Raw genomic sequence first — 24329 nt, 5'->3', positions numbered from 1 at the left:
GGCGGGTCCAATCGGGCCCGCCTTTTTCATCCGCCTTTGCGGATAAGATAGAACTGGTGGCCGTCTTGCTCGCCTTGGGAAATCAAGCAGTGGCCCGCCTCTGCACAGAAATGCGGAACGTCGATGACAGCTGCGGGGTCATCTGCCAGCACCTGCAAGACGGCACCGTCAGGCAGATGTTTAAGTCTTTTTCGGGCTTTCAGGACGGGCAGGGGACAAAGCAACCCCAATGCATCCAGAGTATCGGTCACGTCATTCATACATTGCAGATATTCGGCCTTTTCTGTGCTGTCCAGCATCAGACCACGAGGATGTGACCGATTGGCCCCGTGACGCGGGTCAAGCGATGGCATATGTCGAGAAACATGTTCGGAATTGAAATCATCGACGCGGGTCTGCTGCCTGCCATGTTCGTCGCCATGATCGGCGGGATTATCAGTTTTCTCTCGCCCTGCGTTTTGCCGATCGTGCCGCCCTATCTGGCGTATATGAGCGGCGTTACCCTTCATGAAATGCAGGATGAGGTGCAGGCGAGGCGCAAAGCAACATTGGCTGCCCTGTTCTTTGTTATGGGGCTGTCCACCGTCTTTCTGTTGCTGGGGTTCACAGCTTCGGCTTTTGGGGCGTTTGTGCTGACGAATCAGGTGTTGTTCGCCAAAATTTCCGGCGCGGTTGTCATCGTTTTCGGGCTGCATTTCATGGGCGTCTTCAGAATTCCGATCCTTGACCGTGAAGCGCGCGTAGACGCCGGCGAGGCAGGTGGTTCGGTTTTTGGTGCATACCTTCTTGGGCTGGCATTTGCCTTTGGCTGGACACCCTGCATCGGTCCGCAACTGGGGGCGATCCTGTCATTGGCGGCGTCCGAAGGTTCGGTCGCGCGGGGAACTGTGCTGCTTGGCGTTTACGCTGCGGGGCTTGGAATTCCGTTCCTGCTTGCCGCCATGTTCGTCAACCGGTCAATGTCTGTCATGAACCGTATCAAGCCATACATGGGGTTGATCGAAAAGGTGATGGGCGGGCTGTTGCTGTTCGTCGGCATCATGCTGATTACTGGCTTGTTTACCGAATTCAGCTGGTGGCTTTTGGAAACGTTCCCGGCTTTGGCTGTTCTGGGTTAACCTCGAAAGTGACGCAGATGGCAAGCCTTACACTTGCCATTTGACTGCGCTAACGTGCCCGGCAGAGGTCATGGTGATGAGCAGTCAGGAATCCCGAACAAACGTTCACAGACGCCGGGTTTTTTACATTCCGGGCTACGATCCGATTCATCCCCGCCGCTATCGTGAGCTATACCGCAAGGAGGGTCGCGAGCAGGCGAAAATTTCCGGCTATGACATCGCAATAGAGGCAAAATCTACAAGCGGTCCTTATGGCTGGCAGGTGTTTTCCTGTCAGGACGGCCAGGATGTTCAATCCAAAGTCGAAGTTTTGGTTTGGTCGGACATCGTTCGCAGCAGCATGTCGAATTCCATTCCCGGAACCTATCTGCAGATGCTGCGAACAGCTTGGATATATATGTCTTCCGGTTCGCTTTGGCGTCTGATGCGTCTGCGGAAAGGTCCGGTCATTGCCGCCCTATATCCTGTCGCGATGTTAATATTGCAGTTGGTGGCAGCGGTCCTTGTTGGATGGATACTAGCAACTCTCATTCTCCCACTGGTGGGGTGGTTCGCGTTGGTACCGTCGCTTGCGCTTGGCTATGGGGTGCTGCGCTGGTTTCGAAAAATCGATAATAAGCTGTTTGCTTACTACCTCCTGCACAACTATGCGCATTCCGCCCGTCTTTGGGGGAGGTACTCGCCAGAAATGGAAAGCCGTCTGCAGGATTTCAAAGAGTTGGTCGAGCGAGCCCTACAAGGTGACGAAGACGAGGTTCTGGTCGTTGGCCATAGTTCTGGCGCCAATCTGGGGGTGTCTTTACTGGCCGACCTGATCCGGGATGGGCGGGTTCCGGAAAATGGCCCCAAGCTGGCGTTTCTGTCTCTGGGGCAGGTCGTGCCGATGGTTTCCTTTCTACCGATGGCGCAGCGGTTAAGGGCGGATCTGAACTATCTGTGCACGCGTGACGAGGTGACCTGGATAGATGTGACTGCTCCGGGCGACGGGTGTGCTTTTGCCCTGTGTGACCCCGTTGCCGTCAGCGGCGTCGCGGCACCGGAAAAACGCTGGCCGCTGGTTTTGTCGGCAGCCTTTACACAAACTCTTTCACCGCAGCGTTGGGCGGAATTGAGATGGCGGTTTTTCCGGCTGCATTTTCAATATCTATGTGCCTTTGATCGGCCCGGAGAGTACGACTATTTCCGCATTACCGCCGGGCCGGTTACCCTGGCGGATCGTTTCAAAGGTCGAGCGCCCTCGAAGTCACGGATTGATATCGCCGTGTCAAAACACCGGTCGATAGCTGCATGATCCCCCCCAAACCAAATGCGCGACCCGACAGGGTATCACTCTGGCGTTATCTGAACCTGTTTCGGCAGGACATTCTGTCGGCGCAGCCCGCAAGACTTTATCGCGCGTGGATGGCTGAATTCAGAACCGTGTTCTTTCGCTCCTACCTCATAAATCAACCTGAGCTGGTCGATACGGTTCTGAAGGATCGCCCCGACGATTTTCCTAAGTCGGATCGTATCCGCGAAGGGTTGCGGCCGCTTTTGGGCGACTCGGTATTTCTGACCAATGGCGAGACATGGAAACGGCAACGGCGCATTATTGATCCGGCTTTCGAAGGCGGACGGTTGAAAGATACCTTTCCGGCAATGTGGTCTGCGGCCGAATCCTGTGTGGACCGCCTGCGCCCCTTGGTTGGAGAGGAAACAGAGATTGAGGAGGTGACAAGCCACGCCGCCGCAGACGTGATCTTTCGCACACTCTTTTCGGTCCCTATCGAGGATGAAACCGCCGCGCAGGTGTTTTCCAGATTCCGGGCATATCAACGTGCTCAGCCTCTGCTGAACCTTGCTGCATTTATTCCGGTTCCGGGTTGGTTTCCCAAGTTTCACTCTGGCGAGACCAGAAAAAACGCGGCTCGAATTCGCTCACTGATCCGCAAAATGACAGATGAACGCGCAGCGGCTATCGCCGCGGGAACAGCTCCTGATGATCTGGCAACCAAAATCATGACGACGCGTGATCCCGAAACGGGCGCGGTGTTTGATACTCAGGAAATGGTGGATCAAGTCGCCATCTTTTTTCTTGCCGGGCATGAGACCAGTGCGTCGGCTCTGGCCTGGGCGCTGTACCTGATGGCGCTTTATCCCGATTGGCAGGAAAAGGTGGCCGCCGAGGCCGAGGCACTGGACGAGCGGTCCTTTGCAGTCATGTCAAAACTAAGGGTCAGCCGGGATGTCTTTCGCGAGACGCTGCGGCTGTATCCACCTGTACCTATGATGGTACGTGAAACGACGTGCCCGGAACAATTCAGAGGCAGGGACATTCCGGTGCGGTCGCAAGTGGTTCTCAGCCCATGGCATCTGCACCGCCACGAACGGCTGTGGGAACGCCCGGATGAATTTGATCCGGCGCGCTGGCAGAGCGATAACGTTAGGGAGTGTCAGCGTAAGGCATTCATTCCGTTTTCCACTGGCCCGCGCGTCTGCACCGGTGCCGGTTTCGCGATGGTCGAGGGCCCCCTGATATTGTCGATGTTGTTGCGCCGGTTCCGGGTCGAGCGCGTTGCAGGCCGCGACCCTGTTCCGGTCGCTCATCTTACGGTTCGGGCGAAAGACGGGATTTGGCTTAGGCTTCTTGAGCGCTAACAAACTACCATCCATCAACGCCTTGATGTATGCGAATGCACAAAGCGGAATCAAAATTGAACGGGAAATGTGTTATGTCCAAAGCAGATCAGCGCGAGCAGATGACAAATGGTGCGGGTTTTATCGCTGCACTGGATCAGAGTGGCGGTTCGACCCCCAAGGCGCTGGCGCTGTATGGGGTAGACGCATCGCAATACGGGTCCGAAGAAGAGATGTTCAGCGAGGTGCAGAAGATGCGCGCGCGCATCATCCTTGCGAACGATTTTACCAAGGACAAAGTCATCGGCGCGATCCTGTTTGAACGTACACTGGGAGAAGAGATCGATGGCCGCAAGGTTGCCGATTACCTGTGGTCGGTCAAAGGGGTGGTACCATTTCTGAAGATCGACAAAGGTCTGGAAGACCAGGCCAATGGTGTTCAGATGATGAAACCCATCCCGGGGCTGGCCGAAACTCTGGCCAAGGCAAATGGTGTCTTTGGAACCAAGGAACGCTCGGTCATCCATGAGGCAAATGCCGAGGGCATCGCGGCAGTAGTTGCGCAGCAGTTTGATGTTGCCCGCGAGGTGATTTCAGCGGGCATGGTTCCGATTGTCGAACCCGAGGTGAACATCCATTCTGAAACCAAGGCCGAGGCCGAGGATATCCTGAAGGCGGAAATCCTCAAAAACCTCGATCAGCTTGGTGACGGACAGGATGTGATGCTGAAACTGACCATTCCGACCAACGCCAATCTTTTCGATGAGCTTGCGGATCACCCGCGGGTCTTGCGCGTCGTGGCCCTGTCGGGCGGTTATTCAACGGAAGAGGCTTGTGATCTGTTGAACCAGAACGCCAAGATGATCGCATCTTTTTCGCGTGCACTCACCGAAGGTTTGTCCAAGCAGATGAGCGATGCCGATTTCAACGCGGCTCTTGGCACCAATATTGATAAAATCTATCGCGCGTCGGTGTGATTAATAAATAAGGCGCCCTGCGGGGCGCCTTATTCAGGCTTGGTGAACTCACCGCGCAAACGCGCCGATTTTTCGCGCATGACGCAATCTCTTGCGTGGTCATTGACCAGTCCCATTGCCTGCATAAAGGCAAATACGGTGGTTGGGCCGACGAATTTCCAACCGCGTTTCTTGAGGTCTTTCGACATTGCCACCGATTCCGGCGAGGTGGATACAGTCTGCGGTTCCGGACGACTTTCGGGCGACGGTTCGTATCGCCAAACATAAGCAGCAAGCGACCCCTCGGATGCTACCAGTTCCTGAGCGCGGCGCGCGTTATTGATTACGGCTTCGATCTTGCCGCGATGGCGGATGATACCACTGTCCTGAAGTAGGCGTTCGACATCCGCATCAGAAAACTCTGCTATTTTTTTGAAATCAAATTCCAAAAATGCCTTTCGGAAGTTTTCGCGTTTGGACAGAATGGTGCGCCAGCTTAGGCCTGACTGAAAGCTCTCCAAGCAAAGTTTTTCGAACAGACGCCGATCATCGCCAACCGGGTATCCCCATTCCTGATCATGGTAATCAAAGAATTCGGGCGCGCTTTGACACCAAGCACAACGAAGTTGCCCGTCCGGGCCGGGAATAGCTTTGGTCATAAATGTACCCTTTTTGTTCTAATTGTTATTCAACCCACATGCGTCGGATTTGGCAAGCCTCAATTCCGACTTTGGTACCAATTCAGGATGAATACGCGAATTGCCGAGGCGAGGCCTGTTTCGGGATCTCTTTCAACATCAATTTCAGATGCCAAGGCATTGATCGGAAGGTTTCTTTCTTCGGCGATTTCCCGAAATGCCCGCCAAAATTCCTCTTCTAGAGATACCGAGGTTCGATGGCCTTTGAGCGTTAAGGAGCGTTTGACCGGGCGCCCGCTCATTTGTCTACCTCGTGCCCATCGTGATCGCGAAGCGCTTTTTGATGCCGGGCTTTGTCCAAATCCTTCTCTGCCTTGGATCGGCCGAACCTGACAGCATTCTGGTCTGCGCGGGCCTTTTTTTCAGCCCGCGCTTTTTCTTTTCGAAACCGGTTCAGATTTACCGGCTTGCCCATCAGTCTTTCGGACCGATCATTTGTTCAGGCCGCACCACGGCGTCAAATGTGGCTTCGTCGACAAAGCCCAGCGCGATTGCTTCTTCTTTGAGTGTCGTGCCGTTCTTGTGAGCCGTTTTGGCCACGGTGGTCGCATTGTCATAGCCGATGGTGGGCGCAAGCGCCGTCACCAGCATGAGGGATTCCTTCATCAGCTTGTCGATACGCGGCTCGTTGGCCTGAGTGCCCATCAACATCCGCTCGGTAAAGCTGTCGGTTGCATCACCCAGCAACTGGATCGACTGCAAAAGGTTATAGGACATCATTGGGTTGTAGACGTTAAGCTCGAAATGCCCCTGGCTGCCGGCGAATTTGATGGCGGCATCGTTGCCCATCACATGGGCCGCAACCTGTGTCAGCGCTTCGGCCTGAGTTGGATTGACCTTGCCTGGCATGATCGACGAACCGGGTTCGTTTTCCGGCAGGATCAATTCGCCCAAACCCGAACGCGGGCCAGAACCCAGAAAACGGATGTCGTTGGCAATTTTGTAGCAGCTACCCGCAATCGTTGCCAATGCGCCGGACAGGAACACCATGGCGTCGTGCGCGGCCAATGCCTCGAATTTGTTGGGGGCCGTAACAAAGGGCAGGTCGGTGATTTCAGCCATATTGGCCGCCACGGTTTCACCCCAACCTTTCTGGGTATTTAGGCCGGTGCCAACCGCCGTGCCGCCCTGCGCAAGCTCATAAATTCCCGGCATGGCTGCGTTAACCCGCGCAATACCCTGGCGGATCTGATGAGCATAGCCCGAGAACTCCTGACCCAGTGTCAAAGGGGTCGCGTCCTGCGTGTGGGTTCGGCCGATCTTGATGATATCCTTGAACTCGTCAGACTTCTGCTCAAGCCCGGCAGCCAGTTTTTCCAGCCCCGGCATCAGCACATCCCTAACGCTCATCGCTGTGGCGATATGCATGGCCGTGGGGAACGTGTCGTTTGAGGATTGCCCCATATTGCAGTGATCGTTCGGGTGTACGGGGCTTTTCGATCCGATCACGCCACCCAGAATCTCGATGGCGCGGTTCGCGATGACCTCGTTCGAATTCATGTTGGACTGTGTGCCCGAACCGGTCTGCCAGACAACCAAGGGGAAATTGTCGTCAAACTTGCCTTCTATAACTTCGCCTGCGGCTTGAATGATTGCATCAGCCAGTTCAGGTTCCAGTTTGCCGCTGGCCTTGTTTGCCATGGCGCAGGCCTTTTTGATGACGCCCAGCGCACGTACGATGGCGACGGGTTGCTTTTCCCAGCCAATTGGAAAGTTCATGATCGAGCGTTGGGTCTGCGCGCCCCAGTATTTGTCTGCGGGGACCTCAAGCGGTCCAAAACTGTCGGATTCGGTGCGGGTCTGGGACATCTGTCACTCCGTCATGTATGCGATTGTATGCCGTTTAACCGGGACCATGCCTTGGTGCAATCGGCCAGTTGCGCGCACCATAAACTTAAGCTGTGCAAAGGTATAGGCGAGAGGACAGTTCAATTATACGTGGTCATCGAAACAGCCCCATTGTGCGTAGCCGGGTGGTGGTTAGTATGGGCAGGCCATCTGTGACGGAGACTCTCATGCGTGCATCAAACCGCCCTCAAGCGCTGTTCATCGCATTATACGCATTGACCGTGTCTATGTGGATGGTGGTGCTGACGCTTCAGGCCGCTGCCTCGGGAATCACGCCTTTCGTTGGTGACTATGTAGGATCGGCCGAACTTGTGGATGCCGATGGCACGTCAACCCCACGCGATATGAGTGTGTCAATTTCCGAATTGAAAACCGGGTTCAATGTCAGTTGGTCAACGACGACTTATAAGTCCGATGGACGGGTGAAAGAACAGAAATACTCGATAGATTTCCGTCCTACAGACAGGAACGAGGTTTTTTCCGCCGCGATGAAGCGTGACGTATTCGGGCATGAGGTGCCACTGAACCCGATGAAAGGCGAGCCTTTTGTTTGGGGGCGGATTAAAGGTGACACTCTAACGGTGTTCTCGCTGTTTATAGATGACAACGGTGGGTACGAGTTGCAGCAGTTTGATCGGACGCTTGCGGACGGCGGATTGGATCTGTCCTTTTCACGGTTTCGCAACGGCGAAAAATCACGCTCTGTCGAAACGTTCCTGAAACGGCAATAGCCAGTCTGTTCCGCGCATTATTTCCGGAAGCTGTCCAGTGAAACCACATCGGCGTCGTGATGTGTCTCGGGTTCTTCGGTCTGCAAGTGGTCCGGCTCGTCTTCGATCTGCACGATCTCGTCATCGTCCTCCGAGCTTTCGAAGCGCAGGCCGAATTCCACGGACGGATCCACAAATGTCTTGATCGCAGAGTAGGGGATGTACAGCGGTTCCGGCGTGTCACCAAAATTCAGCGTGATCGAGAACCCTTCATCGCCGACGGTCAGGTTTTCGAACCAGTGCTGCATAACGACGGTCATTTCATCCGGGTAGCGCTCCCGCAGCCAGTCGGCCAATTCCACTCCCGCATGGCGGGTATCGAACGTGATGAAGAAATGATGCGTCCCCGGCAGCCCGTTTTTGGACACGTCGCGCAAGACCGTCTTGATCAGGCCCCGCATGGCCGTGTGCATCAGATTTCCATAGTCGATGTCTTGCGACATGTTTGATCCTCGAAAGTGGTTGTATTCAGCATAGGGGATTCGACTGGAAACAAAAGGCCGTCTTGCGCATTATTGGTTATACGAAGTGAGCAATCAGGCCCGCCAGAATCATAACGGTTAACGCCCTTCCAATCCCGAATTTTAGTCGGAAAATCAATAGCCCGGCGACAAGGGTTAAAATCAATGCGGTGATGTTCAGTGAGTCCATTCCCGGCGCTGGCAGGGAAAGAGGCCCGAATTGAAATTCGGGAACGCTGCTAAAAAGAACATTCAGACCAAACCAAACAGACAGGTTGAGAATCACGCCGACCACGGCTGCCGTGATTCCATGCAGAGCCGACGACAGGCGCGGTCGGGCGGCAATTTGTTCCAGATAAGGTGCGGCAAGAAAAATCCACAAAAAGCATGGAATGAAGGTCGCCCAAAGCGCGATCATCCCAGCGGCGATCGCAAGGGCTGGCCCACCCGCCGTTTGCCCGCTGAGCATGGCGACAAACTGTGTGACCAGTATCAGCGGCCCGGGGGTCGTTTCGGCAAGACCCAGCGCGTCAATCATCTGGTCTGTGGTGATCCAGTTGTATTTTTCCACGACTGTTTGCGTCATGTAAGCCAGAACGGCGTAGGCCCCGCCGAACGTGACAACTGCCAGTCGGGCGAAGAACCAGCCCAGATCACTCAACAATTTGGGACCGGTCATCGAAAGTGTGAACAGAGGCGCAAGCCAGAGGGTCAGCCAGATGATCGCGGTTCGAATTGGCGCGGTTGGTGGCGCGTCTGGGAAACTCCCGTCAGAACCGGATTCAGCCGAAGTCAGATACCCCCAAATGGCGGCACCCAGAATAATCAGTGGGAAAGGGATGTTCAGGGCGAAAATGGCCAGAAAGCCCAATATAGCGATGATCCGATGCTCTCTGTCCGTCAACGCCTTGCGCGATAGGTTTCTGAGTGCCTGCAGGACGATCACGATGACCGTTGCCTTGACCCCAAGAAAGGCCGATTGAACCAGAGGTAGTTCCCCGAACGCAGCATAAAGCCCGACAAGCACCGAAATGATCAGTGCACCAGGCAGTACAAACAGACCACCGGCGATCAGCCCGCCCGCCACACCCCGCAAACGCCAGCCTGCATAAGTGGCCAACTGCATTGCTTCCGGGCCGGGCAGAAGCATGCACAACGAAAGTGCGCGCAAATAGGTTTGCTCGTCCAGCCAGGGTCGTCGTTCCACAAGTTCCTGATGCATCAATGAAATCTGCGCAGCTGGTCCGCCGAATGACAGCAGGCCAATGCGGCCAAATACGGCAACGAGTTCGCCATTTGTCGGGGTCATTTCTTGCGCTCCGACGGCCAGTCGTGCGTTTCAGTGAACCCGTCCCGCGCCCAGCGGTACAAAGCGTCATAAAGGTGCATTCCGGCCGTCAGCTGCTCGTGATCATCCCTGTATTGGCGCGACAGACCGACGGAAACGGCGAGCAGGCCAGCGGCCTCGGGGGCAAGGTCGTGGCGATTGGTGTCTGCTGCGCGAACAACCTCGGACAAGCGATTCAGGGCAGGGGTTCGCAGCCCGAATTCGTCCAACATTGTATCAAAAGTACAATTTTCGCCCCGATGGCTCCAGAATTGGCCTTCGATGTCAAATGGTGTGGCGCCAAACCGTTCGGCCACTCCTTCAACCTCGGAAGGGGAGACAAAAAGGAAGCGTGCAGACGGATCAACAAATCGGCGGATAAGCCAGGGGCAGGCGATCCGGTCGATTTTGGGCCGATGTCGGGTGACCCAAAGTGTGCTTCCCCCTGGAGGCATTGGGAGCGCAGCAAATGGCACTCTCACAGCGTCCGGAGTATCCCGCCACGCAAACATCCCGCCTTCCAGAAATTCGGCGTCGTAACCTTCTCCGCGCAATAAGGAAACCAAACCCTGGCTAAGCTTTTTGCCTTGCTGACATACAATAACGCCGGGTTTGTCCTGAAAAACCTCGCGAATTCCCTTCATGTCGGTGTGCGAAAGGCGAACTGAACCAGGAATCAGATAGGGATCGGCCGAAAAGTCGTCTTCCAGGCAGATATCAACGATGATCGGTGACTGCGGTGTTCCGACTAGACGTAACAGTTGCTGAACCTTGATGGCATTTGGGGCAGCCATGGCATGTCTCCTTCAGACGTGGATACATGCGAAACTTGGGCTGTCGCCTCACGGGGTGTTCGCAACGTTACCCCATGAGCCTTAGGTACAGCGGAATGGTCCGAACCGTCAATATTATCAGACCCAGTCGAGCCTTTGACCGGTCATGCAAACGGGCAGGGTATCCTGTGGCAGCTGACCAAGTTGCTCAAAGAACGAAACGAAGTCGAATTGATTATAGGCCTCGACCATTTTTCCGTCCTTGAACCGAGCCATGACCTGACCAGAGACTTCGACCGCAGCACCGGTGTCGGCGCGAGACGTATGAACATGCAGAATTGCAGAGAGCCAATCATTTTCCTCAATGATTTTCGGCAGCTCCACACGGATATCTCCCAGCAGGTGCCGGAACGCGGTTACCAGATCACGGAAGTCATCTGCCCCAACCTGCATTTCCGGTATCAACCCTTCGGCCATCGTATCCGGTAAAAAGTACTGGTCGATGGCGTCTGTGTTTCCCTGTTCCCAAACTTCAGAGTACCAGGCTTTGAGCAATTCTGATTTCGTCATGTCCGTTCTCCAACCATTGACGAAAACCGTGCAAAAAGAGAGTGAAAAAACCATGAACAAAAGGATGTTCGTGGTCAAAAAGGGCAAACATGAAAGGTAAGTGCAGGTTTCTGTTGCCAGGTACCTGCGAACCCCGCCTTACGCGGCTAGGCGCAAGGGCTTAAGTTTCGGTCTTGTTACTGCTTACGCAGCAACTGCAACCGGAGCACGATTGTCATTTGCAATTGTACTGTTTGGGCCGGTACGGTGGCACCCCGCCGAGACAAAGCTAACCCCTTTAGACGTCCGTCGATCCTGTTTCGACCCCATGATCCCCAAATGAAGGATGTATGGTGGAGTCGCCGGGTACCGCCCCCGGGTCCGATCCGTTTATTACGAGCGCGTTTATGTCCATAGTCCCTAAGGACATGACATATATAGGTGACGGCTTGGAGGGATGCAAATAGAGAATGCTTCGGGGAAAGGTTAATGTTATTAATTAATTATACGGATTTATTGAGGTTTGTAGCGATCAGTAGTGCTGCCAGTACCGCCTCGATTCCTCCAAATAGCAGCGCTTTTGCAATTGGTGGGTTGTCCAGCGCCAAGGAAACAAAACGACCCAGTGCAGTGCCCGCATAGACAATTCCCAACATCAAATACGCAGTCGGGCTGTTGAGCAACAAAACCGCAGCGCCCGTAACGACAAAAAGCCCGCCAACCGAAGCGCGCATTTCGCTCAAACCCATTGTGCTGTTGGTCGGCGCCAGATCCAGCGAAGCGGCTGTCCACGCCGGCGCCAGAAACCCGAACAGTCCGAAACCGATCGTCAAAACAGCAATTGCTGCGTTAATGGTGGGTATCATCCGATCCTCGCAATGTTTGAAGGTTAGCTACTTAGCTCGGTTTTCGGCCTGTGAAAGCCCCTAAAGCGCTGACCACAAGCCCAGGCCTCCGACAACCAAAAGGCTTAAGGCCCAGACGAGCTCCAGATCGAACCAGCCTTGCGACAGGAACTTTAACCCCAGCCAACGATAGACGGCAAAAGCCAGTCCGCCCCCGGCTGTGACCATAGCTAGCGTATGAATCGATGCCACGGCCAGTGTCAGGGCCATGTTGGTTGCCATGATTTCAGAAACGGCCCTGTGGCCGGTGTCCAGTTCGTCAAGGCCACAGAGGCCGAGGTATATCGGAACCAGCATCAATGCGGCTCCGTGAGCCAGTGCCACAAGAAAGGACCACAAGATCAGCTTGCCGGGCGGAATTCGAGACAGCATTCGGGGATGGCGACGCGTGATCATGACATAAAGACCCATCGCGATGACCAATAGGGCGGCGCCGATGCGGATTTCTGACTGGTATTCGACCAACACGGCCATAAGCGCGAATGGTAGCAGGATACCGAGCATGGCCAGAAAGTGCCCGGTGGCCAGTGCACCCAGCGCTTTCCACAGCGCGGCCTGACGGCGCTCCATCATCGCGGCAGACACGGTCAAGGGCCAACCCATACCGGGGTTAAGGCCGTGATAGAGTCCGCTTAACACCACGGCCAGCCAAAGCCCGGCCGTGGTCGTCGTCAGATACTCCAACTCAGGCCGACGGGTAGCAGAAGCTGTCAGTCGAACAGTCTCCGCCTTCGAGCCGGATTTGGTGGCTGCGATAACCCTTTGGGAACTCGACCCAGAAATTCGGATCAAGCGTCAGACCGCCGTTTTCCCCGACATCCGCCTTGACCATCGCAGCGCCGCGATCACCGGGGTAGAACTGGTCATCCCACGTGGAATACAACGAATTGGTCCAGTAAACACGTTTGCCGTCCCGGCTGATTTCGACCATTTGGGGGCCATAACCAAAGTCGTTGCCGTTGGGGTGCTTGGTCTTTTTGACGATCCCACCGATATCAACTTTGCCGGCAAGAGTGGGGTTCATTGGGTCGGAAACGTCGTATTGATGCATCTCGCCGGTCCCCCAGCACGAGACGTAAAGGTATTTGTCGTCCAAGCTTAGATCGATGTCGGTGACCAACGGCGGTACGGCTGAAAACCCTTTGAGAAGCTCGGGCAGGTCGTTCGGATCAGCTGGTTGCGGATCTATCGTAATCGTCTTTTTCGCTTCGAACGTTCCGTCGTCATTCCGCCACCATGTAAATACTGCACCTTGGAGGTTGGTTGTATCTACGACCACTCCGCAAAAACCGTGTTGTTTGACCGGATCATGGGCAGGGCGGATTTCCAGCGCCATCTGGTGGTTTTCGCCCAGATCAATGGTCTGAATATTTGTGCGATTCCGCAGATTCCAGAAATGAATGCGGTGTCCGTATTTATTCGACAGCAGGTCTTCGGCAACGATGCCGTTTTCGAATTGTGGCGGCAGCGCCCATTCGGAACTGACCATGTAGTCGCGTGGCAGGTTCCACCAGAAGTCATAGTGCTTGTCCTGCACGCCCCGCTCAATTTCATACCGGCCGATGATGTCGAAGGTTTCGCAGTCCATGATAAAGATACCCGGTGGGCCGTCAGTGCCATCCGGACCACCGCCGCCGAGTGTGCTGACATATATGCCTTCCGGTCCGCAATGAATGGTATGCGGACGGGAATATCCTGTTTTTGCAAACACTTCTTCCGGTTCGATAATCTTGTGTATCTTCGCTTCCAGCGGGTTTTTGACGTCAACCACGTATATACGGCTGGACCGAATGCCCGGTATGATCAGATACCTCCGCTCAAGAAAGGCGTGACCGCTGAGCGGTGAAAGAGATGAAGAGCAGGCGTTCCAGCCGAAATGATGAAACTCGTCCCCGGTTTCGGGCATGATGACAGTGTGGACGATCTTGCCAAAATCGCCCGAGTTCGGGTCAGTGTTTACCACAGCCAGCCCATCAGGTTGCGAGAAATCCGGGCTGAGCATCAGTGTGAACGCCAATGTTTCCGTTGGTCCTTCCATCGCCAGTTTGGGGGACGGATAGAATGTCGGGTCCGGTCTAAGGTTCATAACTTCCTCCCGTAAATAATTGATATTCAATTTTATTGAGAGTTCCGGTCTTCGTGCCGGGTGTCACGCTGCCTGCCTGATTGTCCGTTTGGGGGGCCAGTTGCGTCAAGTGCCTTTTCCAACTGCCATATTTAGGGGTGTTTGCGGCGGCTTTCCGCGACGTCCCGGGCAAGTTTGCGGGTATAGCCTTCAAGATCGATCAGGGCGGTGTCGACCGCTTTGGCATCTTGCGTTTCAAGAGCGTTTGCGATGGCAGTATGCAACAAGATAATTTCTTCGCGGGAACGAGCCGTGAAGGTAATCATGTTCATCAGGGGTTGCATTGCCTCGACCGCGCCAGCCAACTGATAGGACAGAACTGGATTTGCCGCGCCATCGACAAGGGCACGGTGAAATGCCACGTCTGATGCGCAAAACGCCTCGTCTGTCAGGCCAGGTTGCGATTGGCGGAATATCTCTGCACGCATGGTCGCCAGATGATCGGCTGTACGTCGTTGCGCGGACAAGGGGGCACATGCGCGTTCCAGTGCATATCGGGCCTCGCAGGCCGTATCGAAGCTGACGGCGTTCATCGACAATAGTAACGTCGAGGTCGTAATCTGCTGTGAATACGCATCTTCGAAATTCAAGCGGTTCACGAAGGCGCCACCTGTGGCACCGCGCTGAGTACGGATAAGCGACTGTGCTGCAAGCCTTTTCAGGGCTTCGCGTACAGTGGGGCGCGATACCCGGAATTGGTCCGCCAGTTCCGCCTCGGACGGCAGGCGTTCATCTACGATCAGCTTTCCCGTGACAATAGCATCGCGGATGGCCTGAGCGATTTGCGCCGAAAGATCGGCAGGTTTCAAAGGGTCGATTTTCATGTTTGGCGCACGATTTGTAATTTTTTATTTGTCTGACATTTAAAAGTCTGACATTTGAAAAGCAAGAGATGAGTCGGGAGCGAGGGAGGGAGAGCCATGCTGTCGGAACGCATCAGGGCAATGACCGCGCCGCACTGGCTGGCGCTTTTCATCGGCATAGCTGGAGCGTGGACCGTTTTATATCTGATGTCAGTTCCAGCGGAATTGCGTCAGATCGGAATGGTTTACGGGGCGGACTTCTGGTCAAGTCTGTGCGTTGTCACCCCAGATGCCGCCGGATTTGTCCGGATGGTTTTGATGTGGGTGTTGATGTCGGCCGCAATGATGGCCCCGACTGTTCTACCGGCTCTCGCAACATATGAAGAACTGGGTGAGACTGGTGCGGGCGTCCATATGGGGCACCTGCTTGGCGGATACCTTTTCGTTTGGTTGGGGTTTTCGCTCTTAGCCGCCGGGGTGCAAATGGCGCTGTTTCAGGCCGGTCTGATCGATCCTTTGGGCCAAAGCGGCACCCGTTTTCTGTCCGCAGGGCTTCTGGCTGTTGCCGGTGGCTATCAATTTTCACCTGTTAAGGATGCCTGTCTGGAGAAATGCCGCTCACCCATGATGTTCTTCATGACCCATTGGGATGAAGGTCCGTGGCGCAATGGCATTCGGCTGGGACTGGTTTGCCTTGGGTGTTGCTGGGCACTGATGCTTTTGGCCTTTGTGGGTGGTGTCATGAACCTGGCTTTCATGGGGCTGGCGACCATCATCATGGTTTTTGAGAAACTGCCCGACTTGGGGCGCTGGATTACCCGGCCCTTGGGTGGAGCACTGATTGCCGCGTCGGTTGCAATCGGATTTGGCCTGATTTGAAGGAGGATTAAGAATGGCAAACGACCGACTGGAAGTCGCCGAGAAGATCGACAGCCGACATCCGGCTGCGGATCGCAAAGACCCCGGTTTGACGCCGTGGGCAATTAAAGGCGAGCTTGTACTGAATTGCAATTGCACGGTTTTCTGTCCGTGCGTGGTTTCGCTGGGCAAGCATGAACCAACCGAAGGGCATTGTCAGACCTGGGGTGGCGTGCGCATCGATAGCGGCCATTATGGCGACGAAGATCTGTCTGGTTTGAATATCGGTTTGCTGATCGAAATTCCGGGAATGATGTCGCGCGGCAACTGGAAGGCTGCAGTGTTTATCGACGATCGTGCCAGCCACGCAGCCTATGAAGGATTGGTCAAGATTTTCTCGGGGCAGGCACGAGGTACTACCGGGCTGTTCTCGATTTTGGTGGGTGAGTTCCTTGGCGCCGAACGGCAGCCCGTATCCTACGTGAACGATGGCAAGAACCGGCACATAACTGTTGGTAAGAAAATTCAGGGCACGGTCTTTCCGGTTCAGGGCAAGGATAAGGAAAGCGATATTGTAATATCGAATACCGAATACTGGATGGGTCCGGACATCACTGTAGCCACGGCCAGCAAGGGCCGTGTACGCGCCTTTGGTCGGGTTTGGGATTTTGAAGGACGTTCGGCGGAAATCTGTCAGATCGACTGGCACGGGCCCAAGTGATGATCACCGCGGCCTACGCACAGGAGATGTCGCGATATAATCGGTGGCAAAACAATCAGTTGTCAGGCTTTCTTGAAAAGCTTTCGCTGGCTGAACTGACACGTGATCGTGGCGCTTTTTTCGGTTCGATACTCGGCACCGCGAACCACCTACTGTGGGGCGACTGGATTTGGATTTCCCGTTTTGACAAAGGTCCAGGCCCCGGTGGCGGCATTCCGGAAAGCACTTCGATATGTGGCGATCTTTCTGAATGGTTGCCAATGCGCGAGGAGATTGATGAGCGTATCAAAGGCTGGGCTCATGGCCTTGAAGACGGGCCGTTGACCGGGGATTTTACGTGGTATTCGGCTGCAAAAGAGGCTGATGTAACCAAATCATACGCTCAATGCGTGATTCACATGTTCAATCATCAGACGCACCATCGCGGTCAGTTACACAAAATGCTGACCGAGGCAGGATCAAAAGCACCTGTCAGTGATCTGGTATTCCTTCCCGAGGGGTTTTGATATGGCCGTAATCACGCCCAGTCGCCGCGTCCGCAAAACTCCGTTTACACCCGGCGTCGAAGCCGCCGGAGTTGGTGGATATACTGTCTATAACCATATGTTGTTGCCGACATTTTTTGAAAGTGTCGAAGCAGATGCGGCACACCTCAAGAAACATGTGCAGGTTTGGGATGTAGCCTGCGAACGTCAGGTTGAGATTAAGGGTCCGGATGCATTGCGGCTGATGAAAATGCTCAGTCCGCGCGATATGGAGCGGATGCAGAAAGATCAGTGTTATTATGTCCCGGTCGTTGATCAGAACGGTGGAATGCTGAATGACCCGGTGGCCGTAAAACTGGCTGACGATCACTATTGGCTATCGGTGGCAGATGGTGATTTGTGGCAGTTCGCATTGGGCATTGCTGTCGCGCTTGGTCTCGATGTCGAAGTAGCAGAGCCGGATGTCTCACCGCTGGCGGTTCAGGGGCCAAAGGCGGACGAACTGATGGCCCGGGTTTTTGGCGAGCAGGTCCGGGATATAAAGTTCTTCAGATACAAGCGTCTTGCTTTCGAAGATCGCGAGTTTGTCGTGGCCCGGTCGGGTTGGTCAAAACAAGGCGGATTTGAAATCTATGTAGATGCCTCCGATTATGGCATGCCGCTATGGGACGCTCTTTTTGCTGCCGGACGCGATCTAAAAGTTCGGGCTGGTTGTCCGAACAACATTGAGCGCATTGAAAGCGGGCTTTTGAGTTTCGGATCGGACATGACGCGCGAGAATACGCCGTTTGAATGTGGTCTGGGTCGATATTGCAACTCACCCGAAAGCTACATCGGGAAGGCGGCGCTGGCGGAGCAGGCTCAAAATGGCCCGCCGCGGCAGATTCGGCCCGTTGTGATCGAGGGTGATATTGGACCCTGTTCCGAGTCCTGGCCACTCATGTCCCAGGGAAATCAGGTTGGGCAGATAGCTTCGGCGGTCTTTTCACCCGAGTTCGGGGTTAACGTGGCCATTGGCATGGTTGATCGATCGCATTGGTCACCCGGTACCCGCGTCGAGGTGCTGACAGAACACGGAATGAGATGGGCCGTTGTACAGGAACGGTTTTGGCGATGACTGTGATCATCGATGACGTTTGGAAGATAGATGAAATGCCGGGCGCACCGCGTCCAGATTAGAGGAGTGGCATGATGTTCAACGCATTGGTTGTTGAAAAGAATGAAGAAAGTGGCAAAGCAAGCGCCTCGATTCAGCAGATATCCCAGGATACTCTCCCGCATGGGGAAGTCACCGTCGCTGTGGAATATTCGACGGTAAACTATAAGGACGGCCTGTGTCTGAGCCCCAGTGGTGGTGGGTTGGTTCGAAAGTACCCGCATGTACCCGGAATCGATTATGCCGGAACAGTCGAGTCGTCTTCGGACGACCGTTATAAGCCCGGCGACAAGGTCGTGCTGACCGGCTGGCGTGTGGGCGAGGCGCATTGGGGTGGGTACTCTCAAAAAGCCAACGCGCTGGCGGATTGGCTGGTGCCGCTGCCCGAGGGCTTGGATGCAAGGCACGCAATGGCCGTTGGTACTGCGGGCCTGACCTCGATGCTTGCAGTGATGGCTCTGGAAGATCATGGACTGACACCGGATCACGGCCCTGTATTGGTGACGGGCGCAGCAGGTGGTGTCGGATCAGTTGCAACCGCCATTCTGGCCAAACTGGGTTACGAGGTTGCCGCCGTGACCGGTCGTCCGGAAGCAGCCGATTATCTTAAATCGCTGGGTGCTACGACAATCGTTGCGCGGGAAGAACTGAACGAAACAACCAAGCGACCACTTGAGAGCGAGAACTGGGCAGGTTGTGTTGATGCGGTTGGTGGTGAAATGCTGGCGCGCGTTCTGGGCCAGATGAAATATGGATGTTCGGTTGCCGCAGTCGGTCTGGCTGGAGGGGCTTCGTTACCAGCATCGGTGATTCCCTTCCTTCTGCGAGGCGTGAACCTTTTGGGTATCGATAGTGTGATGCAGCCATATGAAAACCGTGTACGCGCCTGGCAGAGAATCTCGACCGATTTGCCGATGGATAAGCTGGACGCAATGATTCAGCCTGCGAACCTCAGCGACCTGCCACAGCTGGGGGCCGATATTCTGAAAGGTCAGGTAAAGGGCCGCGTTGTTGTCGACGTTAACGGCTGAGCGATCCCTGTAACGAAAGCTGTCCGTTCACTTTTTCGGGCAGCTTTCCTGTTGGGCAGGAAAAACACCAAAAAGCCGTGAAACACCCCTCGCTATCGTCACATTTCCCGTTCATGATTGCTATACATCCCAATTCCGATGTCTTATGACCCATCGGAACAGTACCTGAAAACGGGGAGTGAGCAGCATGTCTGACGATTTCGAACTGGACACCGATGATCTCCAGCGCCGCATGGATGGCGCGATGGCAAATCTGCGGACCGAATTTGCGTCTTTGCGTACCGGTCGTGCGTCGGCGTCGATGCTTGAGCCAGTGATGGTGGATGCCTATGGTTCCATGACGCCGGTCAATCAGGTTGGTACGGTCAATGTACCCGAGCCTCGGATGGTAACTGTCAATGTTTGGGACAAGTCCCTGGTGGGCAAAGTGGAAAAGGCGATCCGTGAAAGTGGGCTGGGCATCAATCCGCAGCTCAACGGTACCATTATCATGCTGCCCATTCCGGAGCTGAACGAAGAACGCCGGCGCGAACTTGGCAAAGTTGCAGGCCAGTATGCGGAACATGCACGCGTTGCGATCCGAAATGTGCGGCGCGACGGTATGGATCAGATCAAAAAGGCCAAAAGTGACGGTTTGTCCGAGGATGACCAGAAATTCTGGGAGGCCGAAGTTCAGGAGCTGACCGACAAGATGATCAAGGTCGTGGACGAAGCGCTTGAAACCAAGCAATCCGAGATCATGCAGGTCTGACCTGATAATGCCCAAAGATCCGGATATCCTGGAGCCTGTCGGCCCGCAGCACGTCGCCATCATCATGGACGGAAATGGACGTTGGGCGCAGGCGCGGGGGCGACCCCGATTGTTTGGGCATCACGCCGGTGCGCGGCGCGTACGCGAGGTCGTCGAAGCGTGCCCGCCTCTTGGCATCAAGTATTTGACGGTATTTGCTTTTTCGACCGAGAACTGGAAACGCACTCAGGTCGAGGTTGCTGGCCTGATGAGCTTGTTCCGGCGCTATATCACCAAGGAAACACGCGCACTGAAGGAAAACGGTGTGCGCGTGCGGTTTATTGGTGATCGCATGCGTCTGGACTCCAAGCTGATCGAGCTTATGGACAAGCTTGAACAGGCGACCAGCCACAATGATCTGGTTCATCTGACAGTAGCGTTGAACTATGGCGGTCGGGATGAGGTTGCCAGGGCGACAAAACGGTTGGCCCGGGATGTCGCCGATGGAAAACTGCGGCCCGAGGATGTGGACGTGGAAACGCTTCCAAAATATCTGGATACTCATGTTCTGCCGGATCCGGATCTGGTGATCCGAACCAGCGGAGAAGCAAGGATTTCCAATTTCCTGCTTTGGCAGTCTGCGTATTCTGAATACGAGTTCATCGACACGCTGTGGCCGGATTTCACAGCGGATGAGCTGGAACGGTTGTGCCGCAGTTATGGATCGCGCGAGCGCCGGTTTGGAGCGGTTCTGGCATGAGTGACGGCAGGTGGTCCGATCTGACCGCTCGGGTACTGTCTGCTCTGGTGCTGGTCGGCATCGGCTCAATTGAAGTTTGGCTTGGCGGGCTGTGGTTCGAGAGTTTCATTGCTGTCGCTTGTGGGTTGATGATCTGGGAATTGGTGCGGATGGTCGACCCCGATCGTATGGGCGTTGCCGTTCAGCTTGCTATTCTGACTGGCGCCGCCATTGCGCTTAGCTATCACGTTCCGCCGCTTTACAAGTTGCCCTTGTTGTTGGCTCCGGCTTTGGTTGGGGCGGGGCAGGTGAAACAGCACAAGGGTTTGTATGCTCTGTTTGCCGTTTGGATTGCCGCAGCAGGGCTTGGCTTTATTTCGATTCGCGAAAACATGGGTCTTGTCTGGATGGTCTGGTTGATCGCGGTTGTCGTGGCTACTGACGTCGCGGGGTACTTTGTCGGCAAGTCGGTTGGCGGACCAAAGTTCTGGCCGAAAGTCAGCCCAAAGAAAACGTGGTCCGGCACCGCCGGTGGCTGGGTCGCCGCGGCGTTGGTTGGGGCAGGTTTTGCGATGCATGCGGGGTTTGGCATTACCTTTGTCATGGTGTCGGTTCTTGCATCCATGGCCAGTCAGGCCGGCGACATCGTTGAAAGTGCGACCAAGAGGAAACTGGGCGTGAAAGACAGTTCGAACCTAATTCCCGGGCATGGCGGGTTTCTTGACAGGTTTGACGGGATGATGGGCGCATCGTTGCTGGTTCTTATTCTGGGGCTGTTTTTCTCTCCCGGAGGAATGTGATGCGTAAGGTATCGATTTTTGGTGCCACCGGCTCGGTCGGGCAGAACACCATCGACCTGATTTCTCGCGACCGGTCATCGTATGATGTCGTTGCGTTGACCGGCGGCAGGAACATTGCACAGCTTGCGCAAGATGCCCGATCATTGGGCGCCAAGGTGGCCGTAACGGCCTATGATGATTGTCTGGAAGACCTAAAAGCCGCGCTTGCCGGGACCGGGATCGAAGCCGCTGCAGGGACAACTGCCTTGAACGAAGCCGCGACTAGGCCCGCCGATTGGGTCATGTCGGCAATCGTCGGCTCCGCAGGTCTGAACCCGGGTCTTGAGGCGCTGAAGCAAGGGGCGACCCTGGCATTGGCCAACAAGGAAACGTTGGTTTGTGCCGGTTCACTGGTGATTGAAACCGCCAAAAAACACGATGCCCGTTTGTTGCCGGTGGACAGCGAACATTCGGCTGTGTTTCAGGCACTTGTAGGCGAAGAGATCGCGTCGGTTGAACGTATCGTCATTACCGCAAGTGGTGGTGCTTTCCGCGACTGGCCTCTGGAGGAACTGTCGAAGGCAACTGTCGAACAGGCATCCAGCCATCCAAACTGGGACATGGGTCAGCGGATCACCATCGACAGTGCCTCTATGTTCAACAAGGCGTTGGAAGTCATAGAAACCAAGGAATATTTCGGGGTGGCGCCGGGTGAAATCGAGGTTCTGATCCATCCTGAATCCATGGTTCATGCGCTGGTCGGTTTCCGGGACGGCGCGCTGATGGCGCATCTGGGCGCGCCGGACATGCGGCACGCTATCGGATACGCTTTGCACTGGCCCGCAAGGCGTGAACTGCCGGTCGCTCGGCTGGATTTGGCCAAGCTAGGCAAGCTGCATTTCCAGGACCCGGATCTTGCCCGGTATCCGGCGCTGAGGCTGGCTCGGAATGTTATGGAGAGAGGCGGGTTGTCCGGAGCTGTATTCAATGCAGCCAAGGAACGCGCACTGGATCTGTTCATCGAAAAGCGGATCGGATTTCTGGATATGGCCATGGTGGTCGAGGCCGTATTGGATCGGTTCGAGGGCACCACCGGCCTGATTGATGCCGACATGACCCTTGATAACGTACTTAAAACGGACCATCTGGCACGTAAGTGGGTGGATGAAGCCGTGATCACGCGAGCAGGATAGACACTTGGACATCATATCTCTGATCCCGCAATTTGGTGGGCTACTTTATACAATCGCGGCGTTTGTCGTGGCACTTTCGGTCATTGTGGCCGTGCATGAATACGGTCATTACATTGTTGGTCGCTGGTCTGGCATTCATGCCGAGGTCTTCTCGCTTGGATTTGGTCCCGTTCTTTGGAGTCGGGTGGATAAACATGGTACCAAATGGCAGGTCGCAGCCCTTCCATTCGGTGGTTACGTCAAGTTTCTGGGCGATGCCAACGCAGCCTCGGGCAAAGACGAGGAAGCGATGGAAGAGCTTTCCGAGCAAAACCCGGAAGAGCTGCGTCGCACTATGCACGGCGCGCCGCTTTGGGCGCGCGCGGCAACGGTTGCCGCAGGTCCGATTTTTAACTTTGTGCTGTCAATTCTGGTTTTCGGCTTGATCTTCTGGTCACAAGGGGTGGCTAAAGAACCGTTAACGGTGGGAAATTTGAAACCGCTGCCTGGGACCGTTCAGGAACTCAGGGATGGCGATCAGATCGTCGCAATCGAAGGCATCCGCACACCCGATTTTGACCAAGGTGGTGAGTGGGGTGATTTTGTCGACGAATTGCCGGTGCAGCCGGTTCTGGACTATTCGGTTCTGCGTGATGGTCAGGAGGTTAATGTGTCCGGGCCGTGGCTGTTCCCGCCGCTGATCCAGCAGGTTGCGCCCAGAAGTGCGGCAATGGACATACAACTACGCCCCGGTGACGTGATCACCGCGGTGGATGGTGAGCCGATCTTTGCCTTTGAACAGTTGAAAGAACACGTTGAATCTTCGGATGGGCGGGTTTTGCTGCTGAATGTATGGCGTGATGGGACGGAACTTGAGTTTGCGCTGGCGCCACGTCGCACCGATGAACCGCAGCCGGATGGCGGGTTTGTAACCCACTGGCGGATTGGCATAGTCGGGGGAATGATGCTGGAACCGGCGACAGAACCCGCCGGGTTGGGGGCATCACTATCTAACGGCGTGAACCAGACCATACGTATTATCGATGGTTCATTGTCGGGCATCTGGCATATGATCACCGGCGCGATTAGCACGTGTAATATTTCCGGACCTATCGGCATCGCCGAAACGTCGGGCGCGATGGCCAGTCAGGGTACTCAGAGCTTTGTTTTCTTTATCGCTGTTTTGTCGACAGCGGTTGGGTTGCTCAACCTGTTCCCGATACCGGCTCTGGATGGGGGGCATCTTGTCTTCTACGCTTATGAGGCCGTTGTGGGAAAACCGCCCAGCGATTCCGCTTTGCGGGTTCTGATGGGAATCGGGATTAGCCTGATTTTGATGCTGATGGTCTTTTCCTTGAGCAACGATCTCTTCTGTTGATTGTGACCCGGCCACCCAAAAAATGACAAAATATCGCCTCAATTGTGGGCTAAATTTGTCTTCGCAAAAAACCTTTGTGGAACAAGAGAAGTAATTGGCGATGTTAAACACGCTGCAGCAATCCTATCAGGGCCTGACCCTTTTGATGACGCTGAACTGGGACCGGTTCCTGAGCGTTGGGGCCATTGCTGTTGCCTGGGCTATTTGCGCCTACGTACTATCTTTGTGATTCCCTGAATATGTTTGGAAATTCAGTTGCGCGGCCCATTGGGCCGCGTTGTCTTTTGGGCTTTTGACAAGCCCCAACAATCCCGGTACTCAACGTTAAAGT

General features: G+C 55.0%; 29 protein-coding genes and 1 other RNA gene. 16 read left to right on the top strand and 14 right to left on the bottom strand.

The features are described 5' to 3' along the window. Nucleotides 1-26 precede the first annotated feature (26 nt). On the bottom strand, nt 27-260 hold the full coding sequence (locus ACR0NW_RS06495) for a sulfurtransferase TusA family protein (protein ID WP_170652631.1): 234 nt from the start codon (nt 258-260) through the stop codon (nt 27-29). Between the two features lie 105 nt (nt 261-365). Between ACR0NW_RS06495 and ACR0NW_RS06490 the strand changes: the two genes are divergently transcribed. The 4 genes from ACR0NW_RS06490 to ACR0NW_RS06475 all read left to right on the top strand — a co-directional run bounded on the left by ACR0NW_RS06490 (nt 366) and on the right by ACR0NW_RS06475 (nt 4711). After that, nucleotides 366-1118: a cytochrome c biogenesis CcdA family protein gene (locus ACR0NW_RS06490; RefSeq protein ID WP_480450161.1), complete on the top strand. Its 753-nt coding sequence runs from the start codon at nt 366-368 to the stop codon at nt 1116-1118. A gap of 76 nt (nt 1119-1194) precedes the next feature. Continuing rightward, the gene (locus tag ACR0NW_RS06485) at nt 1195-2409 is read left to right on the top strand and encodes a hypothetical protein (protein ID WP_480449689.1); all 1215 of its coding nucleotides are present in this window, start codon (nt 1195-1197) and stop codon (nt 2407-2409) included. After that, nucleotides 2406-3755, top strand: a complete 1350-nt coding sequence (locus tag ACR0NW_RS06480) for a cytochrome P450 (RefSeq protein ID WP_480449687.1) — start codon at nt 2406-2408, stop codon at nt 3753-3755. The genes ACR0NW_RS06485 and ACR0NW_RS06480 overlap by 4 nt, the downstream gene beginning before the upstream one ends. 74 nt (nt 3756-3829) lie before the next feature. Continuing rightward, nucleotides 3830-4711: a fructose bisphosphate aldolase gene (locus ACR0NW_RS06475; RefSeq protein ID WP_480449685.1), complete on the top strand. Its 882-nt coding sequence runs from the start codon at nt 3830-3832 to the stop codon at nt 4709-4711. A 29-nt stretch (nt 4712-4740) separates the two neighbouring features. On the opposite strand, the gene ACR0NW_RS06470 is transcribed toward ACR0NW_RS06475, so the two are convergent. The 4 genes from ACR0NW_RS06470 to fumC are packed head-to-tail and all read right to left on the bottom strand — an operon-like array spanning nt 4741 to nt 7197. Continuing rightward, the gene (locus ACR0NW_RS06470; RefSeq protein WP_480449684.1) at nt 4741-5349 is read right to left on the bottom strand and encodes a DNA-3-methyladenine glycosylase I; all 609 of its coding nucleotides are present in this window, start codon (nt 5347-5349) and stop codon (nt 4741-4743) included. Between the two features lie 59 nt (nt 5350-5408). Further along, complete coding sequence (locus ACR0NW_RS06465) at nt 5409-5630, bottom strand: ribbon-helix-helix domain-containing protein (protein WP_480449683.1); 222 nt, start codon at nt 5628-5630, stop codon at nt 5409-5411. Further along, entirely contained in the window at nt 5627-5803 is a 177-nt protein-coding gene (locus ACR0NW_RS06460; protein ID WP_480449681.1) for a DUF4169 family protein, read from the bottom strand. The genes ACR0NW_RS06465 and ACR0NW_RS06460 overlap by 4 nt, the downstream gene beginning before the upstream one ends. Continuing rightward, on the bottom strand, nt 5803-7197 hold the full coding sequence (gene fumC, locus ACR0NW_RS06455) for a class II fumarate hydratase (RefSeq protein WP_480449680.1): 1395 nt from the start codon (nt 7195-7197) through the stop codon (nt 5803-5805). Before fumC ends, ACR0NW_RS06460 begins: the two co-directional genes overlap by 1 nt. Before the next feature lie 266 nt (nt 7198-7463). On the opposite strand from fumC, the gene ACR0NW_RS06450 reads away from it, so the two are divergent. Continuing rightward, a complete protein-coding gene (locus tag ACR0NW_RS06450; RefSeq protein ID WP_480450160.1) occupies nt 7464-7967 on the top strand; it encodes a hypothetical protein in 504 nt (167 codons plus the stop codon). 17 nt (nt 7968-7984) lie between these two features. Here the strand turns inward: ACR0NW_RS06450 and ACR0NW_RS06445 are convergent, their stop codons facing one another. The 9 genes from ACR0NW_RS06445 to ACR0NW_RS06405 form a co-directional block, all read right to left on the bottom strand. Continuing rightward, nucleotides 7985-8449 carry an SspB family protein gene (locus ACR0NW_RS06445; RefSeq protein WP_480449679.1) on the bottom strand — a complete coding sequence of 155 codons (465 nt, stop codon included), beginning with the start codon at nt 8447-8449 and terminating at the stop codon, nt 7985-7987. A 76-nt stretch (nt 8450-8525) separates the two neighbouring features. Beyond that, nucleotides 8526-9776 (bottom strand): chromate efflux transporter, encoded by a 1251-nt coding sequence (gene chrA, locus ACR0NW_RS06440; protein WP_480449678.1) that lies wholly within the window; start codon nt 9774-9776, stop codon nt 8526-8528. Then, complete coding sequence (locus ACR0NW_RS06435; RefSeq protein WP_480449677.1) at nt 9773-10588, bottom strand: chromate resistance protein ChrB domain-containing protein; 816 nt, start codon at nt 10586-10588, stop codon at nt 9773-9775. Before ACR0NW_RS06435 ends, chrA begins: the two co-directional genes overlap by 4 nt. A 117-nt stretch (nt 10589-10705) precedes the next feature. Further along, nucleotides 10706-11137, bottom strand: a complete 432-nt coding sequence (locus ACR0NW_RS06430; RefSeq protein WP_170652453.1) for an ester cyclase — start codon at nt 11135-11137, stop codon at nt 10706-10708. Nucleotides 11138-11236: 99 nt separating this feature from the next. Then, nucleotides 11237-11583: a transfer-messenger RNA gene (gene ssrA, locus ACR0NW_RS06425) on the bottom strand. A gap of 36 nt (nt 11584-11619) precedes the next feature. Beyond that, nucleotides 11620-11982 carry a DUF4345 family protein gene (locus ACR0NW_RS06420; RefSeq protein WP_480449675.1) on the bottom strand — a complete coding sequence of 121 codons (363 nt, stop codon included), beginning with the start codon at nt 11980-11982 and terminating at the stop codon, nt 11620-11622. 60 nt (nt 11983-12042) lie between these two features. Continuing rightward, nucleotides 12043-12705: a hypothetical protein gene (locus ACR0NW_RS06415; protein WP_480449674.1), complete on the bottom strand. Its 663-nt coding sequence runs from the start codon at nt 12703-12705 to the stop codon at nt 12043-12045. A 1-nt stretch (nt 12706) separates the two neighbouring features. Further along, nucleotides 12707-14107, bottom strand: coding sequence for a selenium-binding protein SBP56-related protein (locus tag ACR0NW_RS06410; protein ID WP_480449673.1), 1401 nt, complete (start codon nt 14105-14107; stop codon nt 12707-12709). Nucleotides 14108-14238: 131 nt separating this feature from the next. Continuing rightward, a complete protein-coding gene (locus tag ACR0NW_RS06405) occupies nt 14239-14970 on the bottom strand; it encodes a FadR/GntR family transcriptional regulator (RefSeq protein ID WP_480449672.1) in 732 nt (243 codons plus the stop codon). 120 nt (nt 14971-15090) lie between these two features. Between ACR0NW_RS06405 and ACR0NW_RS06400 the strand changes: the two genes are divergently transcribed. From ACR0NW_RS06400 to ACR0NW_RS06350, 11 genes are all read left to right on the top strand, one after another. Further along, on the top strand, nt 15091-15828 hold the full coding sequence (locus ACR0NW_RS06400) for a DUF2182 domain-containing protein (RefSeq protein ID WP_480450159.1): 738 nt from the start codon (nt 15091-15093) through the stop codon (nt 15826-15828). A 13-nt stretch (nt 15829-15841) separates the two neighbouring features. Next, nucleotides 15842-16528 carry a DUF1326 domain-containing protein gene (locus tag ACR0NW_RS06395; protein WP_170652463.1) on the top strand — a complete coding sequence of 229 codons (687 nt, stop codon included), beginning with the start codon at nt 15842-15844 and terminating at the stop codon, nt 16526-16528. Beyond that, nucleotides 16528-17034 carry a DinB family protein gene (locus ACR0NW_RS06390; RefSeq protein ID WP_170652465.1) on the top strand — a complete coding sequence of 169 codons (507 nt, stop codon included), beginning with the start codon at nt 16528-16530 and terminating at the stop codon, nt 17032-17034. The genes ACR0NW_RS06395 and ACR0NW_RS06390 overlap by 1 nt, the downstream gene beginning before the upstream one ends. 1 nt (nt 17035) lies before the next feature. Continuing rightward, on the top strand, nt 17036-18130 hold the full coding sequence (locus ACR0NW_RS06385; RefSeq protein WP_480449671.1) for a dimethylsulfoniopropionate demethylase: 1095 nt from the start codon (nt 17036-17038) through the stop codon (nt 18128-18130). Nucleotides 18131-18204: 74 nt separating this feature from the next. Next, entirely contained in the window at nt 18205-19200 is a 996-nt protein-coding gene (gene acuI, locus ACR0NW_RS06380) for an acryloyl-CoA reductase (protein WP_480449670.1), read from the top strand. Between the two features lie 187 nt (nt 19201-19387). After that, nucleotides 19388-19951, top strand: coding sequence for a ribosome recycling factor (gene frr / locus ACR0NW_RS06375; RefSeq protein ID WP_170652471.1), 564 nt, complete (start codon nt 19388-19390; stop codon nt 19949-19951). 7 nt (nt 19952-19958) lie between these two features. Beyond that, nucleotides 19959-20690: an isoprenyl transferase gene (locus ACR0NW_RS06370; RefSeq protein ID WP_480449669.1), complete on the top strand. Its 732-nt coding sequence runs from the start codon at nt 19959-19961 to the stop codon at nt 20688-20690. Further along, complete coding sequence (locus ACR0NW_RS06365; RefSeq protein WP_480449668.1) at nt 20687-21469, top strand: phosphatidate cytidylyltransferase; 783 nt, start codon at nt 20687-20689, stop codon at nt 21467-21469. The genes ACR0NW_RS06370 and ACR0NW_RS06365 overlap by 4 nt, the downstream gene beginning before the upstream one ends. Further along, entirely contained in the window at nt 21469-22641 is a 1173-nt protein-coding gene (gene dxr, locus ACR0NW_RS06360; RefSeq protein WP_480449667.1) for a 1-deoxy-D-xylulose-5-phosphate reductoisomerase, read from the top strand. The genes ACR0NW_RS06365 and dxr overlap by 1 nt, the downstream gene beginning before the upstream one ends. Before the next feature lie 4 nt (nt 22642-22645). Beyond that, nucleotides 22646-23998 carry an RIP metalloprotease RseP gene (gene rseP / locus ACR0NW_RS06355; protein WP_480449666.1) on the top strand — a complete coding sequence of 451 codons (1353 nt, stop codon included), beginning with the start codon at nt 22646-22648 and terminating at the stop codon, nt 23996-23998. Nucleotides 23999-24092: 94 nt separating this feature from the next. After that, nucleotides 24093-24227, top strand: a complete 135-nt coding sequence (locus ACR0NW_RS06350; protein ID WP_480449665.1) for a hypothetical protein — start codon at nt 24093-24095, stop codon at nt 24225-24227. Nucleotides 24228-24329: the final 102 nt, after the last annotated feature.

The organism is Ruegeria sp. CF5, from assembly GCF_056537325.1.
Note: the sequence above shows the minus strand (reverse complement) of the source record. Positions and strands in the feature narration are given on the sequence as shown.

What these genes read in the sequence shown, in the direction of transcription:
- ACR0NW_RS06450 (WP_480450160.1), top strand. Translation starts at nt 7,464, where the DNA reads ATGTGGATGGTGGTGCTGACGCTTCAGGCCGCTGCCTCGGGAATCACG.
- fumC (WP_480449680.1), bottom strand. Translation starts at nt 7,197, where the DNA reads ATGTCCCAGACCCGCACCGAATCCGACAGTTTTGGACCGCTTGAGGTC.
- ACR0NW_RS06465 (WP_480449683.1), bottom strand. Translation starts at nt 5,630, where the DNA reads ATGAGCGGGCGCCCGGTCAAACGCTCCTTAACGCTCAAAGGCCATCGA.
- acuI (WP_480449670.1), top strand. Translation starts at nt 18,205, where the DNA reads ATGTTCAACGCATTGGTTGTTGAAAAGAATGAAGAAAGTGGCAAAGCA.
- ACR0NW_RS06405 (WP_480449672.1), bottom strand. Translation starts at nt 14,970, where the DNA reads ATGAAAATCGACCCTTTGAAACCTGCCGATCTTTCGGCGCAAATCGCT.
- ACR0NW_RS06430 (WP_170652453.1), bottom strand. Translation starts at nt 11,137, where the DNA reads ATGACGAAATCAGAATTGCTCAAAGCCTGGTACTCTGAAGTTTGGGAA.
- ACR0NW_RS06410 (WP_480449673.1), bottom strand. Translation starts at nt 14,107, where the DNA reads ATGAACCTTAGACCGGACCCGACATTCTATCCGTCCCCCAAACTGGCG.
- frr (WP_170652471.1), top strand. Translation starts at nt 19,388, where the DNA reads ATGTCTGACGATTTCGAACTGGACACCGATGATCTCCAGCGCCGCATG.
- ACR0NW_RS06400 (WP_480450159.1), top strand. Translation starts at nt 15,091, where the DNA reads ATGACCGCGCCGCACTGGCTGGCGCTTTTCATCGGCATAGCTGGAGCG.
- ACR0NW_RS06385 (WP_480449671.1), top strand. Translation starts at nt 17,036, where the DNA reads ATGGCCGTAATCACGCCCAGTCGCCGCGTCCGCAAAACTCCGTTTACA.
- ACR0NW_RS06460 (WP_480449681.1), bottom strand. Translation starts at nt 5,803, where the DNA reads ATGGGCAAGCCGGTAAATCTGAACCGGTTTCGAAAAGAAAAAGCGCGG.
- ACR0NW_RS06370 (WP_480449669.1), top strand. Translation starts at nt 19,959, where the DNA reads ATGCCCAAAGATCCGGATATCCTGGAGCCTGTCGGCCCGCAGCACGTC.
- ACR0NW_RS06485 (WP_480449689.1), top strand. Translation starts at nt 1,195, where the DNA reads ATGAGCAGTCAGGAATCCCGAACAAACGTTCACAGACGCCGGGTTTTT.
- ACR0NW_RS06395 (WP_170652463.1), top strand. Translation starts at nt 15,842, where the DNA reads ATGGCAAACGACCGACTGGAAGTCGCCGAGAAGATCGACAGCCGACAT.
- ACR0NW_RS06420 (WP_480449675.1), bottom strand. Translation starts at nt 11,982, where the DNA reads ATGATACCCACCATTAACGCAGCAATTGCTGTTTTGACGATCGGTTTC.
- ACR0NW_RS06470 (WP_480449684.1), bottom strand. Translation starts at nt 5,349, where the DNA reads ATGACCAAAGCTATTCCCGGCCCGGACGGGCAACTTCGTTGTGCTTGG.
- ACR0NW_RS06490 (WP_480450161.1), top strand. Translation starts at nt 366, where the DNA reads ATGTTCGGAATTGAAATCATCGACGCGGGTCTGCTGCCTGCCATGTTC.
- ACR0NW_RS06365 (WP_480449668.1), top strand. Translation starts at nt 20,687, where the DNA reads ATGAGTGACGGCAGGTGGTCCGATCTGACCGCTCGGGTACTGTCTGCT.
- ACR0NW_RS06495 (WP_170652631.1), bottom strand. Translation starts at nt 260, where the DNA reads ATGAATGACGTGACCGATACTCTGGATGCATTGGGGTTGCTTTGTCCC.
- ACR0NW_RS06390 (WP_170652465.1), top strand. Translation starts at nt 16,528, where the DNA reads ATGATCACCGCGGCCTACGCACAGGAGATGTCGCGATATAATCGGTGG.
- ACR0NW_RS06475 (WP_480449685.1), top strand. Translation starts at nt 3,830, where the DNA reads ATGTCCAAAGCAGATCAGCGCGAGCAGATGACAAATGGTGCGGGTTTT.
- ACR0NW_RS06480 (WP_480449687.1), top strand. Translation starts at nt 2,406, where the DNA reads ATGATCCCCCCCAAACCAAATGCGCGACCCGACAGGGTATCACTCTGG.
- chrA (WP_480449678.1), bottom strand. Translation starts at nt 9,776, where the DNA reads ATGACCCCGACAAATGGCGAACTCGTTGCCGTATTTGGCCGCATTGGC.
- ACR0NW_RS06435 (WP_480449677.1), bottom strand. Translation starts at nt 10,588, where the DNA reads ATGGCTGCCCCAAATGCCATCAAGGTTCAGCAACTGTTACGTCTAGTC.
- dxr (WP_480449667.1), top strand. Translation starts at nt 21,469, where the DNA reads ATGCGTAAGGTATCGATTTTTGGTGCCACCGGCTCGGTCGGGCAGAAC.
- ACR0NW_RS06445 (WP_480449679.1), bottom strand. Translation starts at nt 8,449, where the DNA reads ATGTCGCAAGACATCGACTATGGAAATCTGATGCACACGGCCATGCGG.